Source organism: Kitasatospora sp. NPDC087315 (assembly GCF_044744345.1).
In the GTDB taxonomy this organism is placed as follows: domain Bacteria; phylum Actinomycetota; class Actinomycetes; order Streptomycetales; family Streptomycetaceae; genus Kitasatospora.
Genome location: NZ_JBIUYD010000029.1, coordinates 46008 through 61819 on the forward strand (window position 1 = coordinate 46008; position 15812 = coordinate 61819).

11 protein-coding genes are annotated in these 15812 nt (G+C 72.6%); 2 read left to right on the plus strand and 9 right to left on the minus strand.

Translation table 11 applies throughout. The features are described from left to right. Positions 1-60: 60 nt before the first annotated feature. On the minus strand, positions 61-1581 hold the full coding sequence (locus ACIO5D_RS32505) for an MFS transporter (protein ID WP_400799591.1): 1521 nt from the start codon (positions 1579-1581) through the stop codon (positions 61-63). Positions 1582-1855: 274 nt separating this feature from the next. Between ACIO5D_RS32505 and ACIO5D_RS32510 the strand changes: the two genes are divergently transcribed. Beyond that, positions 1856-2668, plus strand: coding sequence for a TetR/AcrR family transcriptional regulator (locus ACIO5D_RS32510; protein WP_400653385.1), 813 nt, complete (start codon positions 1856-1858; stop codon positions 2666-2668). Between the two features lie 86 nt (positions 2669-2754). Here the strand turns inward: ACIO5D_RS32510 and ACIO5D_RS32515 are convergent, their stop codons facing one another. Both ACIO5D_RS32515 and ACIO5D_RS32520 read right to left on the minus strand, forming a co-directional pair. Further along, positions 2755-3537, minus strand: coding sequence for an isocitrate lyase/phosphoenolpyruvate mutase family protein (locus tag ACIO5D_RS32515; RefSeq protein ID WP_400799593.1), 783 nt, complete (start codon positions 3535-3537; stop codon positions 2755-2757). After that, entirely contained in the window at positions 3534-5063 is a 1530-nt protein-coding gene (locus ACIO5D_RS32520) for a hypothetical protein (RefSeq protein ID WP_400799596.1), read from the minus strand. Before ACIO5D_RS32520 ends, ACIO5D_RS32515 begins: the two co-directional genes overlap by 4 nt. Before the next feature lie 65 nt (positions 5064-5128). Here ACIO5D_RS32520 and ACIO5D_RS32525 point away from each other — a divergent pair, with 65 nt between their 5' ends. Next, positions 5129-5842 (plus strand): ArsR/SmtB family transcription factor, encoded by a 714-nt coding sequence (locus ACIO5D_RS32525; protein ID WP_400799598.1) that lies wholly within the window; start codon positions 5129-5131, stop codon positions 5840-5842. Positions 5843-5997: 155 nt separating this feature from the next. Here ACIO5D_RS32525 and ACIO5D_RS32530 read toward each other — a convergent pair whose 3' ends face one another. The 6 genes from ACIO5D_RS32530 to ACIO5D_RS32555 all read right to left on the minus strand — a co-directional run bounded on the left by ACIO5D_RS32530 (position 5998) and on the right by ACIO5D_RS32555 (position 15446). Beyond that, positions 5998-6795 carry a VOC family protein gene (locus ACIO5D_RS32530; RefSeq protein ID WP_363603969.1) on the minus strand — a complete coding sequence of 266 codons (798 nt, stop codon included), beginning with the start codon at positions 6793-6795 and terminating at the stop codon, positions 5998-6000. A gap of 253 nt (positions 6796-7048) precedes the next feature. Beyond that, positions 7049-9559 (minus strand): germacradienol/geosmin synthase, encoded by a 2511-nt coding sequence (locus ACIO5D_RS32535; RefSeq protein ID WP_400799602.1) that lies wholly within the window; start codon positions 9557-9559, stop codon positions 7049-7051. A gap of 308 nt (positions 9560-9867) precedes the next feature. Further along, complete coding sequence (locus ACIO5D_RS32540) at positions 9868-11199, minus strand: hypothetical protein (RefSeq protein ID WP_400799605.1); 1332 nt, start codon at positions 11197-11199, stop codon at positions 9868-9870. After that, positions 11196-13169 (minus strand): hypothetical protein, encoded by a 1974-nt coding sequence (locus tag ACIO5D_RS32545; RefSeq protein WP_400799607.1) that lies wholly within the window; start codon positions 13167-13169, stop codon positions 11196-11198. The genes ACIO5D_RS32540 and ACIO5D_RS32545 overlap by 4 nt, the downstream gene beginning before the upstream one ends. Further along, positions 13166-13939 carry a TIR domain-containing protein gene (locus tag ACIO5D_RS32550; protein WP_400653372.1) on the minus strand — a complete coding sequence of 258 codons (774 nt, stop codon included), beginning with the start codon at positions 13937-13939 and terminating at the stop codon, positions 13166-13168. Before ACIO5D_RS32550 ends, ACIO5D_RS32545 begins: the two co-directional genes overlap by 4 nt. 154 nt (positions 13940-14093) lie before the next feature. Then, complete coding sequence (locus tag ACIO5D_RS32555; RefSeq protein WP_400653371.1) at positions 14094-15446, minus strand: helix-turn-helix domain-containing protein; 1353 nt, start codon at positions 15444-15446, stop codon at positions 14094-14096. Positions 15447-15812: the final 366 nt, after the last annotated feature.

Here is a 15812-nt window from a genome sequence, read left to right on the forward strand (position 1 = left end):
GCCGGAACGGGTCGGCCCCGCGTAGCGGCCTTCCGCGCCACGCGGGGCCGACGGACCAGGTCAGCGCCCGGCCGGGACGGGCTCGGCGAGGCCGACCGGGGTGTCCCTCGGGGTACCGGCCGGCTTGGACCGCTCGCGCATCAGGACCAGGGTGAGCCCGGCGGCGGCCAGGACGGCGAAGGCACCCGCGGTGAAGGTGGTGGACGTCGCGGTGGTGAAGGCGTCCCGGGCCGCGGTGGCCAGGCCGTCGTCGCCGGTGGACGAGGCCAGGGCGAGCGCGTCGGTGATCGCGTGGCGGCCGGCGGCCGGGGCGTCGGTGGGCATCGCGCCGGTGTAGGTGCTGGACAGGACCGTGCCGAGGATGGCCACGCCGAGCGCCGCGCCGGCCTGCTGGACGGTGTCGTTGAGCGCCGAGCCGACCCCGGCGTGCTCGGCCGGGATGGCCCCCATCATCGCGGTGGCGGCTGCGGGCATCGCCAGGCCGCAGCCGGCCCCCAGCAGCAGCATGGCCACGGCGAGCCTGGTGAACCCCTCGTCGGCGGAGAGGGTCGCCAGCACACCGAACCCGCCGGCGATGACCAGCAGGCCGAAGGCGGTCATCACCCGCGGGCCGATCCGCTTGCCGAGCGAGGCGCCCAGTGCGTTGAAGACCAGGGTGGCCACGGCCAGCGGGATGAAGGAGAGACCGGTGTCGGTCGGCGAGTAGCCGAGAACGAACTGGAGGTACTGGGTCAGCACCAGCATCAGCCCGCCGTTGGCGAAGGTCAGCAGGACGAGCGAGAAGCTGGCGCCGCTGAAGACCCGGTTGCGGAACAGGCCGAGCGGGACCATCGGCGACGAGGTGCGCACCTCCCGGACCGCGAAGCCGGCCAGGGCCAGCACGGTGACGGCGAGCGCGGCGAGGGTGCCGGGGTGGGAGATGCCGTCCTTCGGGAGCACGATGATCGTCCAGACCAGTGCGGTCATGCCGACCATGGAGAGCACCATTCCGGGGAAGTCGGGCTTGCGCCACGGTCCCTTGGACTCCGGCATCAGGACGACGGCGGCGAGGATGGCGAGCGCGGCGATCGGGACGTTCAGCAGGAAGACCGCGCCCCACCAGAAGTGGGCGATCAGGGCACCGCCCAGGACCGGTCCGCCGACCAGGCCGATCATGGCCACCGCGCTCCAGGCGGCGATCGCCCTGGGGCGTTCCTCGTCGTCGAAGACGGTGATGAGGATGGACAGGGTGCTGGGCATCACCAGGGCGCCGCCGATGCCCATCAGCACGCGGCCGGCGATGAGTTGGCCCGGGTCGGCGGCGAAGGCCGCCAGCAGTGAGGCGGCTCCGAAGAGCGTCAGCCCGACGATCATCACCCGCCGTCGGCCGAACCGGTCGGAGAGACTGCCGGAGGTCAGCAGCAGGCCGGCGAAGACCAGGATGTACGAGTCGATGATCCACTGGATGTCCTGGGCGCCGGCCTTCAGGTCCTCCGCGATCGGCGGGATCGACACCGTGAGCACCATGTTGTCGATCACCAGCACCAGGCTGCTGAGGCAGAGCACGATCAGGATGAGCCAGCGTCGCGGATGACGGTCCATCGTGAACCCTTTCGAGCGTCCGTGCGCCGCCGGGCACACGCGATGACGGATAGCGGAAGGAGCGCGGGAGAGCGGGAGGCGCGGGAAAGAGGGCGCGGGCACACCGCCCTCCGTCCCCACGGGTACAGTGTGCGCCGCTCCGCACACTGTACGGATGCCGCACACCGTTCGTAAAGTCCGAACGGTGTGCGCTTCTCGCGCTATCCTTGGCCGGGAGGCGGCCCGGCGCGCGTCGCGCCAGGCCTGAGCCCCGCTGAATCGAGAGGAGGCCGCCGTGGCGGCCAGGAAAGAGCAGATTCCGTCGGTGTGGACCCGCCCGCAGCGGGCCCGACGGCGGGACCAGCCCGCGCTCAGCCGGGAGCAGATCGTCGCCGAGGCCATCGCGATCCTGGACGCCGACGGGATCGAGGCCCTGAGCATGCGACGGCTCGGCACCCGCCTCAACGCCGGCGCCACCTCGATGTACACCCATGTGGCCAACAAGGAGGAGCTGATCGAGCTGGTCGTGGACGAGGTCCTCGGCGAGCTGCGACTGCCGGACACCACCGCCCTTCGGGGCAGCGGCAGTTCGGGTGCCGCCGGATCCGGCAGCGCCAGCTCCGGAAGCGCCGACCCGGATGCCTGGCGGGCGGCCATCACCGAGTGCGCGGACGGTGTGCGCGCGACCGTCCTGCGCCACCCGTGGCTCGTCTCCGTTCTCGGGGACGTGGGCCTGGCCTACCTCGGACCGAACATGATGCGCTTCTCCGAAGCCATGCTCACCGTGCTGGAGGAGGCCGGTTTCGAACTGCTGGAGGCCAACGACGCGATGGGCGTCGTCATGGCGTTCGTCGTCGGCATGGCGACCAGCGAGGCCTCCTGGCTGACCACGATCGCCCGGCACGGCACGGACGAACAGGCCTGGGTGGAGCAGCTGCTGCCCGCTGCCAAGGAGGCCGCCCGGGGGCACCCGCGCCTGCACCGGCTGTACCTCATGCAGCAGAGTCTGGATGCCTCCGCCACCCGCGAGAACGGCTTCGCCAACGGCATCCGGCTGGTGCTGGACGGGATCGAACTCGCCCACCGGGCCCGGACCGAGAACCGCTGAGCGCCGCGCGGCGAGTCGGTCGTCGCGTCGGGACCGGTGCCGACGGCCGGTTCACCATCGGCCCCGCGAGGCCAACCCCGGTGAGGCTAACCCCGGTAAAGGCCCTGAACCGCCGAATAGCCGGGTGTCGAGGCGGCCACCGGACCGGTGGCTCCCGCCCGGATCGCCGTGGCGGTTTCCACGGCGGCGGTCAGTGCGACGCGGTAGAGCAGTGAGCCGAGGCTGACCCGGGCGACGCCCAGGGCCGCGAGTCGGGCGAGGGGCGGGCCGGCGGGGGTGTAGAGGATGTTGAGCGGGACGGAGAGCCGGCCGAGCAGGACCTCGATGGCGGCGGGATCGGCCAGTCCCGGGACGAACACGCCGTCGGCTCCGGCCTGTTGGTAGCTTTCGAGGCGGCGGACGGTCTCCGGGGCGGGGCGGTCGAAGCCGGTCCAGTAGGTGTCGGTGCGGGCGTTGACGAAGAGGTCGGGAGCGGCGGCCTTGACAGCTGCGATCTTCGCGGCGTGCAACGGGGCCGGAGCGAGCGTACCGTCCGGGCGGCCGTCCTCCAGGTTGATGCCGACGGCTCCGAGGGCCGACAACTCGGCTGCCAGAGCGGCGACCTCGTCCGGATCGTCGCTGAAGCCGGACTCGGCGTCGACGGAGAGCAGGAACCGGCCCCGGCCGAGGTGGCGGGCGAGCCGGAGGGTCTCCCGGCGGGTGGCCGCGGCGCCGTCGGGCAGGCCGGCCGCTGCCGCCACACCGAGGCTGGTGGTGCCGATCGCGGTGAACCCCTGCTCGGCGAGGGCGACGGCGGAGGCGTGGTCCCAGGCGTTCGGGAGCAGCAGCGGTCGGCCGGGGTGATGGTGCAGGGCGGCGAAGGGGTTCATGAGGCCTCACTCCCAACGGTGTTGGCGTTCACGGTGGCGGTAGTGGCGGTAGTGGCGGTAGTGGTGGTAGTGGTGGTAGTGGTGGCGAGGGCGGCGGGGCCGGCAGTGGTGGCGGCACGCGGGGCGAGGGCTCCGATGACGTCCGCGTAGTAAGCGGACTCGGCGACGTGGAAAGCGAGTTGGCGGAAGGTCCAGCCGGTGCCCGGGGAATGGTCGAGCTGGTCCGGGGTGAGGGTGGCCAGACGGTTGGACCAGATCCGGGCGAGCCGGGTGAGACGGCTGCGGGCCTCGTCGAGGTCGGCCGGGGTGAAGGGGGCGAGATCCGACGGGGTGGTGGCGGCGGAGGCGTGCCAGTGGTCCGGCTGGGTGGGTTCGCCCGCGAGGCGGGCTTCCAACTCGGCCAGATGGTCGATGAGATGATCCGCGACCCGACGGATCGCCTTGTGCGGGGTGCAGGTCCGGCCGTCGACGGCGACCGGCTGGCCGTCCCAGTCCGTCCAGGTGGCGGCGAGGGCCAGGACATGGTCCACCATGGCCGGGACGACCTCGGCGGGCACGTGGCCGCTGGTCGTCGGCGTGTCGTCCGCGAACGGGCCCGCCGGGTCGGAGGCGCCGTGCAGGATGCCCGCCGCGAGGGCGAGGGCGTGCGCGCGACCCGGGCAGACGCGGGGCGGGGCGCCGAAGGACAGTGGGGGCAGGTCGGCGTTCCCGGTGGTGCGCCGGGCGGTGCTCTGGGCGGTGCTCTGGGCGGCCGCGATGTCGAGGACGACCCGGGTACCGGCGGGGAGTTCGACCCCGGCGACCGTGGTGTCGCGGGTGGCGACCCGGCGCATCTCCCGTACGGGCGGGTCGTGGCGCAGGGTCTCCGTGAGCAACGCGGCCGGGAGAACGCCCCGGGCGGCGGTGCGGCGGGCGTGCTCGACCAGGAGAGCGGTGGCATCACAGGCCTGAACGAGGAGGCCGATCCGGTTGGCCGCCCGTTCGGAGGCGAGGGGGCCGGACGCGAGGGGGTTGGGCGCGAGGTCGTCAGGCGCGCAGGCGGCGGACTCCGTGGCGCCGGCCGGATCCATCCGCGGCAGCAGCCAGGCCACCGCCGCATCGGCCTCGGCGTCGTCGGGCAGTTCGACGAAGTACGCCCGCGCCACCACGGCGACCGCCCTGGCGACGGCCTCCGGCTCCGCCAGCCCGAGGGACTGTGCGAGGACCCGGACCGCTCGCAGCCGGGCGTCCTGCTCGAATCCGGCCGCAGCCGCCAGGCGCAGTGCGGCGGGGTCGAGGCCGGCCAGGTCCGCCTCCACCAGGGCGCGGCGGGCGGCGTGCACCTCGCCCGTGCTGAACCGGGCCACGGTGGCGCGCAGCCAGGCCACGCCGCCGGGAGGCCCGGGGACGGCGCGCGGCGGCACCAGGTCGGGGCTGGCGAGGGCGGACGTGACGTCCTCGTACCCCTCGAACACGGCGTCGGTGGCGTCGGTGGCGACGGGAGTGACGGCGGGGGTGACGGAGGCTGGACTGGCCGAGGTGGTCATGGGCGTCACGCTAGGGGCGGCACGGTTCGGTGAGCGCCGAACCGTGCCGGGGGCACCATGGAGGCATGTCACTCGCCCAGCTCGCCGGACTGCTCGCCGATCCGACCCGCGCCGAGTTCTGCACGGCGCTGCTCGACGGCCGGGCCTGGACCGCCGGTGAACTCGCCCGGCACGCCGGCGTCGCCCCCTCCACGGCGAGCGAGCACCTGTCCCGGCTGATCGCCGGAGGGCTGCTGGCGGAGGAGCGGCAGGGCCGGCACCGGTATGTCCGGCTGGCCGGCCCGGCGGCGGCAACCCTGATCGAGGACCTGTCGACGTACGCCGACACCACCGCGCCCACTCAGCCGCCACCGCGCAATCTGCGTGACTCCACCCGGATGAGCGCCGAGGCCCGTGCCCGGACCTGCTACGACCACCTGGCCGGGCGCCTCGGCGTGGCCGTCACCGACGCACTGCTGGAACGGGGGCTGGTCGCGGACCGGGACGGGCTCACCATCACCCGGCGCGGCCGGGCGTGGCTGGCCGATGTCGACATCGAGCTGCCGGGCCGGACGGGCCGCAAGGGGGGCCGTCCGGTCGTCCGCAGCTGCCTGGACTGGACGGAACGCCGCAGTCACCTGGGCGGCGCGCTGGGCGCCGCGCTGTGCCGTACCGCGCTGGACCGGGCCTGGGTGGAGCGGATCGGCTCGGGCCGGGCACTGCGGGTGACGGCGGACGGCCACCGGGCCCTGCGCGAACTGCTCGGGGTGGAGATGGAATCGGGGCGGGGCGACGGCTGACCGCCGGCGGCCCACGGCCGACCGGAGAACAACCGACAGAGAACAACCAACAGAAAACAGATAACAGATGTTGAAAGCTGTTATCTGTTTCCTGTTACCCGCCAGCTGCCCGGCCGCAGCTCACTCGCCGTGGTGCGCCGGGCGCCCCACGCCCATCAGGCGTCCGCCATCACGGGCAGGTCGCCGGACGTCTTCCCCAGGTCGATGACGCCGAACGCGGCGCCCTGCGGGTCGCCGATCGCCGCGAACCGACCGAACGGGCTGTCCATCGGGCCGAAGTGGAGCGTGCCACCGCGCTCGGTCGCCCTGGCCACCGTGGCGTCGCAGTCGTCCACCGCGAAGTAGACGCTCACGTACGACGGCACGTCCGGCGGAAGATCGTCCGGGCCCATCTTCATCCGGCCGAGAACGGGCGCCCCATGGACATGGAAGATCTTGTAGTCCACCTGGTCGGTGTCCATCCGCTTCACGCTGAACGGGAAGACGGCGGGAAAGAAGGAGTCCGCCTTGCCCGGGTCACGGGTGAGCACCTCGGCCCAGGTGTACGAACCCGGCGCGCCCTGCTTCTCGAAGCCCTCGTGGCGGCCGGCCTGCCAGACCCCGAAGGCGACGCCGCCCGGGTCCTTGCCGATCACCATCGTGCCGAAGTCGCCGACCTGGAGCGGCCCCATCAGCACCTCACCGCCATTGGCGCGGATCCGGTCCGCGGTGGCGGCGGCGTCCGGCGAGGCGAAGTACAGGCACCAGGCCGACTGGGTCTCCTGGCCCGGCATCGGCGGCACCACGGCGGCGACCGCCTTGCCGTCCGAATACGCCTGCGTGTAGTTGCCGAACTCCGACGAGCTCTCGCTGAACGTCCATCCCAGCACGTCACCGTAGAACGCCTTGGCGCCCTCCAGGTCGGTGAACATCGCGTCGGCCCAACAGGGTGTGCCCTCAAGTCGCGCGGCCATCTCTCTGCCCTCTCCTGCGGTGGTGGCACCTGTCCGGAGGCACATCGCGGCGACTCGCCCCTGGCGATTTGCCCCGATTCGCCACAGTAGCCAGTCCGCCGCCCCACCGCGCGCTCAGCGTTACCCCAGCTCAGCGGCGCCACAGCAGTTGCCACGCCCCACCACAGCCACGCCCTACCGCAGCCGGGCCACCGAAGCACGACGACGGCCCGCCGGTTCGCACCCGGCGGGCCGTCGCTGGACCGATCTGCCGCTACCCGATCGGCGATGACACCGGCGTCGGCAGCGGAGTCGACACCCCTGCGGCCAGCGACGGCACCAGCGGCCGCGCACCCGCCGTCCCGAACCCGCTCGGGCCGGTCGGCACGAGCCCCGGACGCGGCACCGTCTCCACATCACCCGCACCCGAACCCGCCCGGGCCGGAGCCGCCGACGCAAGCCTTGCCGCGGACGTCCCCAGCCCCGTCGGCCCGAGCGGAACCGAGCCGCCCCACGCCGCGCCCGCCGGCGACGCACCCTCCGGCAGCTCACCCGCGAAGTGCCGCCGCAGGTCCGCCTCGCCGTACCGGCGGCAGTCCCGGTGCCAGATCATGATCCCGGCGAGCCAGTTCTCCAGTTCGGTCACGTACCCGTCCAGCATCGCGCGCGCCTCCGGCCCCAGGTCGAAGTCGTCGTACAGCACGGGGAACTCGTTCGCCCCGACGTGCTGGAACTGGGCCAGCCGCGAGTGCATCAGGTCGTCGACGATGCGGACGGCCGCCGGGTAGTCGCAGTTGAAGAAGTTCTGCACCACCAGCACCGCGTTGTGCACCTCGCCCTCGTACTCGACCTCCTTCTGGTACGAGTACAGGTCGTTCATCATGCAGGCGTAGTCGGCGGCCGCGTTCTCCAGCGAGCGCATCGGCCCGCTCTCGTAGATCTCCGGCGGGACGGCCTGCCCGTGGGCCAGCCGGCAGAGGCTCATGGTGAGGTCCGAACCGAAGGTCTTCCGGCGCATCTCGATGTAGTCGACCGGGTCGGGGATCCGGTGCTGTGCCTGGTTGTTGAGCTCCCAGAGCCAGCTGAGCGTCATGTCCTCGACCGCCTTGCGGAACTTCCGCCTGGCCTCGACGGTCATCGGCCCGGCGGTGCGGGCCCAGAGGTCGGCCAGGCCGCGCTCCAGGGCGTTGGTCGGCTCCGGCGGCACGCTGCCGTCCACCGGCATGAAGGCCGAGAGACGGTCGTTGGCGGCCTTGGCGCCGGCCAGGTCGCGCGTCCGCCCGAACACCACCGGGAAGTAGTCGTCGGCGTATGTTCCCCAGGTCAACCAGCCCGAGGTTAGGTCGAGTTGCTCGGCGGTCGCGTCCGGGTGGATGCCGGCCGAGCAGAGCGGGAAGTCATAGTCGGCGACCTTCTCGGCCGTCCAGATGTCCGATCCGGCCACGCCCGGCTGCGGCTCCAGCATGCCCACCCGGCCGGACCATTCCACCGTGTTGCGCCGCGAGGCATCCAGGTGGGGGCTCAACGAGACGGTGAACGGGAGCTTGAAATCGGGCAGTTGGGACGGTCCAACCTTCTGGAACGGCACATGGCTGTGCGAACGCGCCCGCCGCACAGCCGGATCGACGCCCCCGGCCGACCCGGCACCGGACCCGCCGCCCAGCCCACCAGGCACACCGGACGCGCCGCCGGCCCGACCGCCCGCCGCCCCCGACCGCAGGATGTCCAGCGCCGACGTGCCGACCCCACCGATCGCGAACGGGTCCCACCAGTTCGACGAACCCGCCGCCGCCCCACCGCCGTTCATGTACCGGCTGGACCGCATGTGCCACTCGTGGCCGCCCGACTGCCAGTCCTGGAGGCCCTTGACGTACGCCAGGACCTTGGCGCAGCCCTCCGGGTCGAGCCCGGTCTCGGCGAACAGCGAGGGGAGTTCGGTGAACACGGTGTTCTCGAACTGCTGCAGCCGCGAGGTGAGCAGGTCGTTGACGGCGTCCGCGGCCTCCTGCGTCGAGCAGCCCAGGAAGGTCTCCAGCACGAGGACGCCGTTGCTCAGCTCGCCCTCCTCCTCGACCTCCCGCTGGTAGGAGAAGAGGTCGTTGCGCAGGTGGACACCGTCCGAGAAGGCGTCCATCAGCACTCGCAGCGGCCGCGAGCCGGAGACCGTCTTCGGCACCTCCGCGTTCGCCGCGTACTCGATCAGCCCCGCTGACCAGGGCGCGCCGCCGACCTTGCGACGCATCTCGATGTACTCGACGGGGTTGGCGATCCGGCCCGCGTTGATGTTGGCGAGCTCCCAGAGCGACTCGTTGAGCAGGTTCCGGGTGCTCTCCGCGAACCGGACCCGCCAGTCCTCACCCATCGCGGGCACGGTCCGCCGCCACAGGTCGGCCAGGCCGGCCTCGACCGGGTTGGTGGGCTCGGGCACGGGGGTGGCCGGGTCGGCCGGCATGAACAGCGGCAGGCGGTCCAGGTATGCCTTGCCGCCCTCGCGGTCGTTGGTGCGCTTGAAGATCTCCAGGAAGTGGTCGTCGAAGAAGAACACCCACACGTACCAGTCGGTGACCAGCGACAGTGCCTCGGCCGAGGCGTCCGGGTGGGTGTAGGCGCAGAGCAGGCCGTAGTCGTGGGCGTCGAGGTCCGCCCGTGTCCAGATACCCGACCCTTCCAGCATCCCCATCTCCCGTGCCCACTCGCTGGAATGGGTGCGCGCCTCCTCCAGATGGGAGTTCAGGCGCGCCGGGTGCGGCACGTAGAAGGAGGGCAGTTCGAACGGCTGAGTCACCGGGCGAGCCTTTCTGGACGTGTCGAGGAGGCCGACCGGCGCGACGAAGCCGGTACGTCCAGCCACGCTTCCGCCCATAAGTCCGCCACCCGGTCGGCTCAGCATTACCCCTGAGCAACGATCTTCACCGGACAACGGGAACAGTCATATGAGATCAACCCTTTTGATCGAACTCCTGCTCCAATTACTGGCCTTCTCTGGTTCACCTGTACGGATATCCGGCCCGGCACCGCGCAGGCGCCACCGGCCGGGGCACCACGGGAGGGGCGGGCGCCACCGCCCGCCCCTCCCGTGGTGCCTCCCCCGGCTCAGCCCTCCCCGCCGCGCTCCGCCCGGCCGGCCGGATCCGCCCGACCCGCCCCCGGCGAGGTGCCGTCGGCCGAGTCCCTCGTGAACACCTCCCAGGCCGCGGGCCGCTGTTCCTCCTCCCCGCCCACGTCCTCGGCAGCCGGCCGCACCGGCCCGGGCACAAACCACGACCCCGTCCAGGAGCCCGCCCCGGAGCCCGAACCCGTCCCCGGCTCCGGCCCCGGCTGCTCCGGCTCCGCCGCACCCCCCGCCGGCCCGTCCCCCGGATCCCCCAGGCTCGCCCGGATCAGCGCGGCCTCCTCCGGCCGCCCGATCGCCTCGGTGAACAGCGCCACCCGGTGGGCGTAGACGGTCCGTTCGCCGTCCTCCTCCTTGAGCTTCACATCGTCCATCAGGTCGTTCAGCGGCCCCACCACCGACGGCCCCCGCCGCCCCCCGCCGTCCACGTCCGGATGGTGCAGCGCCGCCCCGGCTCCCGGCGCCGCCCCGTCGAGGAACGGCACCGGCTGCCGGACCGACCGGGCCACCAGGTGCTCGTACAACTCGTCCACCGCCTGGTTGTTGGCGACCGCCGACAACTGCGCCAACGGGCCGATCAGGTCCACCGCCCGCGTCACCTCCTCGTCGTTCCGGGCCAGCCACCACACCACCGCGCTGCCGGGCGACTTGAGCACGTCGTCACCGAGGTAGGCCCGCTTGTTCCGCTCGTACCGCCGCTCGTGCTCCCAGACCTCCTCGGCCTTGCGCACCTCGGAGAGCTTGCCGAGCCGGTCCCGGTCCGCCTCCGGCAGGCCGAGCCCGACCCGCCCGGCCATCGCCACCACCAGCCCGGAGGCGTCCGGGCTCTGCGTGCCGAGCACCCCGTCCAGCCGGTGCCGGACGAGGTCCAGCCGCGCCGGGTGCTCGTACTCGGTGACGGCACGGGCGCGGGCCAGGACGGTCTCGACGGCGAGGCTGCCCGGGTTGGCGTGGACCAGTCCGCTCCCGTTGTGCAGCGGCCGCCACCAGACCGTCGCCGAGAAGACGAAGTCGTAGTCCGGCACCCCGCTGGGCAACGCGACCCCCTCCACCCGGGCTTCCTGGTACGGAAGTTCGGCCGGAGCTTCCGGCGGAACCACCGCCGAGGGATACGGCGGAGGCGAGGGGACCACCCCCTCCCCCTCCGGACCGCGCACGGTCAACTGCGTGACCAGCAGGGCGATCACGGCCGCCGCCACGACCCACACCCACACGGGCCAGCCCAGCCCCCGCCCGACACCGACGGGCACCAACCCGGCCGCGGCGGCCAGGGCGGCGGTGCGGGCCTTGTTCCTGGAGTGCGTGGAGTTCACGGTGTCCTCTCCTCGGTGCGGCGCGCCCCGGACGCGCCGATCGGCTCAATGCCCTGCGCGAGATCGATCTTCTGCCAGAACCGGGCCGCCACTTCGGCCCGGCTCGGCTGCCCCTCCATCCGGTCCGGGGCGTTCGCCCAGTCGTACGCGACCAGGTAGAGCCGACTGAGCCGGTCGGCCCACCCGTCGGCCGCGTCGACCAGCACACCCATCAGCCGCTCCCGTTCCTGCGGCGCCACCGACCGCATCGCCGACAGCCACCGCTCGACCGTCGGCCCCCACCGCTGCGCGGGGGCCACCGCCAGCACGCCCCGCCAGCCCCGCACCATCGCGGCCGCGGGCACCCACGACAGCGACGGATCGGCCAGTTCCAGGAAGAGCCCCGCATCCGGTGAGTCCGGCCGCCCCGCCTCCAGCCCGTCCCACAACCGGGCCAGCAGCTTCGCGTACAGCCGCGGATCCCGCCGGACCAGCTCGAACAGGGCCTCCCGGGCGTCGGGGGGTCCGCTCTCGGCAGTCCCGCGTGCGAGATGGTGCAACCGGACGAGTGCCTGGTCAGGGTGGGTCGGCGCCATCACGTCCAGGCAGATCCGCGCGAGGACCCGGACCAGGTTCGGATGCAGACCCGAGGTGACCGACCAGTCGTAGATCCTCGCCCGGAAGGCCGAGCCGAACCGCTCATGTGCCAGCCCCCGGGCGAGCACCTCCATCGCTTCGGGCATCAGCCTGGTCTCCGCCGCCCACTGGTCAGCCAGTGTGTAGAGAGGTCCCAACGTGGCGACCCGCAGCGACTGTTCGGTGAACCGGGCGACCAGATTCCGCCGGTCGTCCGGGCCCAGCAGCCCCTGTCCCCGGACCGCATCCCCCACCCAGTTCCGGAAGGATTCCCGCAGATCGGGGTAGTACGTCCAGAAGTGGGAGCGGACCGCCGCGTCGTAGGCCAGCGAGTCGAACCGGACCCGTCCGTCGCGGTCGACCTCGACTCGCAGGGCGTTCAGCCGTTCGGTCAGATCGGTACGGTCGAGCCGGGGCCGCTCGTCGGGTGGATGCCTCAACGTGACCAGCAGGTCGTCGGCTTGCCGGAACACCACGTCGGCGGGCGCCCCGTTCAGCATCGCCGCGGTCAGCAGCAACGCCCGCTGGCGGCCCTCGCCGAGTGCGGCCACCTGCTCGGCCACCTCCTTGCTGCGGTCGCTGAGCGCTTCGGCCGCCTGCTTGGCCCAGGACTCGAAGTCGCCACCCGCCCCTCCCCCCGAGCGGGCCTGCGCCACCAGGTCGGCCAGCCGCTGCAGTTCCCGCATCGCGGAGCGCTCCAGCAACTCCGCGAGCACCGAGGCCCGCAGATCCGCCGGCGGGATGCCGATGCCCGCGTGCACCAGGTGACGGGCCAGCACCACATCCCCGCGCGGGCGCTCGATCGTCGCCATCAGCTGCCGGAAGTCCGGTCGGAGCAACTGCTCATGCCCGTAGGGCAGTACGACCACCAGTCGGGCTCCGCGCCGCTCCACCGTGTCCCAGTACGCGGACAGCAGCGGCTGGGCGTCCAGATACTCCTGCTCGGAGGCCCCGGAGAGATCGAACAGTAGCCGGTCTCCGGACGCCAACTCCGTCATGTCGTCCCGCTTGTCGGTCAGGGAGACCTCGCGGAACCGGTCGTCATCCCCACCCAGCCGGTGCAGCAGCATGACGGCGGCGGTCCTCCGCCCGCTACCGGGAGGCCCGGACAGCAGGACGGTCGTACCGGCCTTCTCCAGCCGCTCGGCCGCGACTCCGTAGCCTGGTGGAGGGACGAATCTCTGACTCAGCCAGCGTCGTTGCTCCCGGGCCATGCGCCGTGGATCGCTGCCGGTGCGGACCAGCCGATCCGCACCGGCGATCAGGTAGTGGAAGTGGTTATGCTGATCGCCGGGCCCGGTGTGCGTCGGCCCCTGGGCTTCGCCGATCCAGGTCCCGTCACCACCATCGGTCACCGCTGGCCGTCCTCGCCGTGGCGGCGTCCGCCGAACTGATGCCTGATGTCGCCGCCCTGCTCGACGTAGCTTCCGCCGTCCCCGTTGAACTGCACGCCCCCGTGCTGCACCTTGTTGTGCTGGTCCCCCGTTCCCGTGTGCAGCGGACCGCTCGCGTTGTTGACGAAGGTCCCCAGGTCACGGCCGGCGTTGCCGACGCCCCCGTCGTAGTCCCTCGCCTGCACCACGCTGCCGTCCACCCGGCCGGTCCGGACGCGGCTTTCCGGCTCCACCATCGTCTGGGCGATCTGCCGCTCCGCCTCGGCGAGTTGGGGAAGCGCCTCGGCCAGGTCGTCGCCGATCCTGGCGAGGTCGGCCTCCGCGTTGCGGGTGTCCAGCCGGCGGTACTGGCAGTCGGCCAACTCGCCCAGCTCGGCCGGGAGGTCGCGCCGGTTGAGGCGCGTCGCCCGGCCGATCAGGACCGGCACGACCAGCGCACCGCTCTCGAACGCCTCCACGATCTCCCGCCTGGTCCAGTCCTCCGGGTCGTCCAGCGCCCGTCGCCCGTCCGCCGTACGGGCGTCCGCCCAGTGCGCGCCGATGACGGCGATCAGCACGCTGCTGCGGCGGACGGCGGTCAGCAGTTCCTGCGGGAAGCGGCGGCCGACCTTGATGGACTTGCTGGCGCGGAACACCCGCTCGCTGCCGAAGCGGCGCGACAGCTCGCGCTCGATGAGGGTGGCGCCGGTGTCCTCGTCGGTGGTGCGGTAGTTCACGAAGATGTCGGGCATGAGGGATCACCTCTCCAGTGAGTGACGGCAGGGTCGGGCCCGGGGTGTGTCGAGGCTTCGACCGGCCTGTGGGTGAAACACCTGCGGATGGAGCGCTACCGGCAGGACGGCTGCGGACGGCGCGACTCGGGCAAGGCGCCTACGGGTGGAGCGCCTACGGGTGCAATGCCTTCGCGAGCGCGGGCTGGAGGTCGAGCACGGCCCGGTTGGCCCGGAACCGTGCCAGCTCACGGGCCAGCCGCTCCACGTCGGTCCTGATGGTGGCCGACCGGAGCGCGGGAACGAGCGGCAGCAGCTCCGCCGCCAGCGTGCAGGCGTGCTCGGCCTCCCCGGTGGCCGCGTGCGCGAGGGCGCGCCGGAGGCCGTACCGGGAGCGGCTGCGAACGGCGTGCGGGGGGATCCGCGTGTACTCGTGGTCGAGCACCTCGGCGGCCTGCGCGGGGCGGCCGAGGTCGTAGAGACACCAGCCGGTGACCATGGCTGCCGGGTCGACGAGGTTGGTCGTGCCGAGGACGGGCGCGACGGGTCCGTCCTCCGCCGCCGCCCTGGCCAGCAGTTCGCGCGCCCGGTCGAGGCTGCGCAGGCTGGCCGTGTGGTCGCCGGCCAGGGCGTGGCCCTGGGCCTCCCGTTGGGCGGCGAGGCCCCTGATTCTGGGCGGCAGGTGTCCGCCCTGGGCCTGGGCGACGAGTTGGACGGTCTGGTCGGCGTCGCCCGCGTAGAAGGTGACCAGCGCCCGGCGGACCAGCGCGTACGAGGCGAGGTCCCGGTCGCCACCGGCTTCGGCGAGTTCGACCGCGCGGGCGGTCCACCAGAGCGCGGACGGGTTGTCACCGCTCTCCTGGGCCATCCAGCCCGCGTACTCGGCGTACCGGGCGGCCAGTCCCAGCAGCCTCGGCCGGCTCGACGCGTCGGCCTGGACGGCGAGTTCGCGCAGGGTGTGCGTCTGCACGGTGAGGAGCGGCAGCAGCATGCCGGGGTCGGTGGTCTGGCCGAGCCTGCGCATCTGGTCGAACTGCGCGCGGAAGATTCCCACCGGGGAGCTGTCCCCCGACGGCTCCGCCCCCGCACCGGCCCCGACTCCGGCACCAGTACCACCGAGCACCGCAGCCGCCGCAGGCCCCGCCGCCCCGGCCGCAGTGGCAACCCCCGCTCCCAGCAGCGACGTTGCCCCCGCCGTCAGCAGTTGGCGCCGTCCGAGCCCCCCGGGCCAGCGGACGCCGTCGCGGCCGACCCGAAGCAGCCAGGCTTCGTCGTCGGTCGCGGCGCCGTCCACCCCCGTCCCGCGCTCGGGGGATTCGGACGGCACCAGTCTTTCCAGCTCGCCGCCGGCGGCGAGCTGGGCGTCACAACGGCGGGCCAGGTCGAACGGCGGCGTCTTGTGACCGCGTTCGATCTTGCTGAGATGGCCCTTGCTGTAACTGAGCAACTCCGCGAGCCGGGTGAGCGTCAGTCCGGCGGCGAGCCGCCGTCTGCGCAGTTCCGGACCGAACTCATTGGATGCGTGCATGCCAACCCCCTCTCTGGAACCGTCCGCCCGTGGTTCTGCGTCCTGGGCCGGAAGCGGTCTCCCCTCGCTTCCGCATGAATCTTGGCATGCGACTGAGGGGGGTGGACCGGGAATGGCGGCGTTTCCCGTTTCCTCTTTTCCAGGTGCCGATTTAGGGGCGTCTCGGCCTGAGGACAAAGGGAGTTAGCGACAAGTCCATTGAGAGGAGAGCCCAAAGCACCCGGCGGAGGGATCACCCGGCGCGCGCGCCGCCACCTGCGCCGAGGCTTGCGCCCGCGCACGCGCCTGCCACCAATTCACGCCCGGGGAGCCGCCCGGGAGCCGCCCGCCGAACCGGAGTTCAGGCACCTGCGGACGGCCACCTCG

Coding starts and splice junctions, on each gene's coding strand:
- ACIO5D_RS32505 (WP_400799591.1), bottom strand. CDS start 1,581: ATGGACCGTCATCCGCGACGCTGGCTCATCCTGATCGTGCTCTGCCTC.
- ACIO5D_RS32515 (WP_400799593.1), bottom strand. CDS start 3,537: ATGAACCCCTTCGCCGCCCTGCACCATCACCCCGGCCGACCGCTGCTG.
- ACIO5D_RS32520 (WP_400799596.1), bottom strand. CDS start 5,063: ATGACCACCTCGGCCAGTCCAGCCTCCGTCACCCCCGCCGTCACTCCC.
- ACIO5D_RS32525 (WP_400799598.1), top strand. CDS start 5,129: ATGTCACTCGCCCAGCTCGCCGGACTGCTCGCCGATCCGACCCGCGCC.
- ACIO5D_RS32530 (WP_363603969.1), bottom strand. CDS start 6,795: ATGGCCGCGCGACTTGAGGGCACACCCTGTTGGGCCGACGCGATGTTC.
- ACIO5D_RS32550 (WP_400653372.1), bottom strand. CDS start 13,939: ATGCCCGACATCTTCGTGAACTACCGCACCACCGACGAGGACACCGGC.
- ACIO5D_RS32555 (WP_400653371.1), bottom strand. CDS start 15,446: ATGCACGCATCCAATGAGTTCGGTCCGGAACTGCGCAGACGGCGGCTC.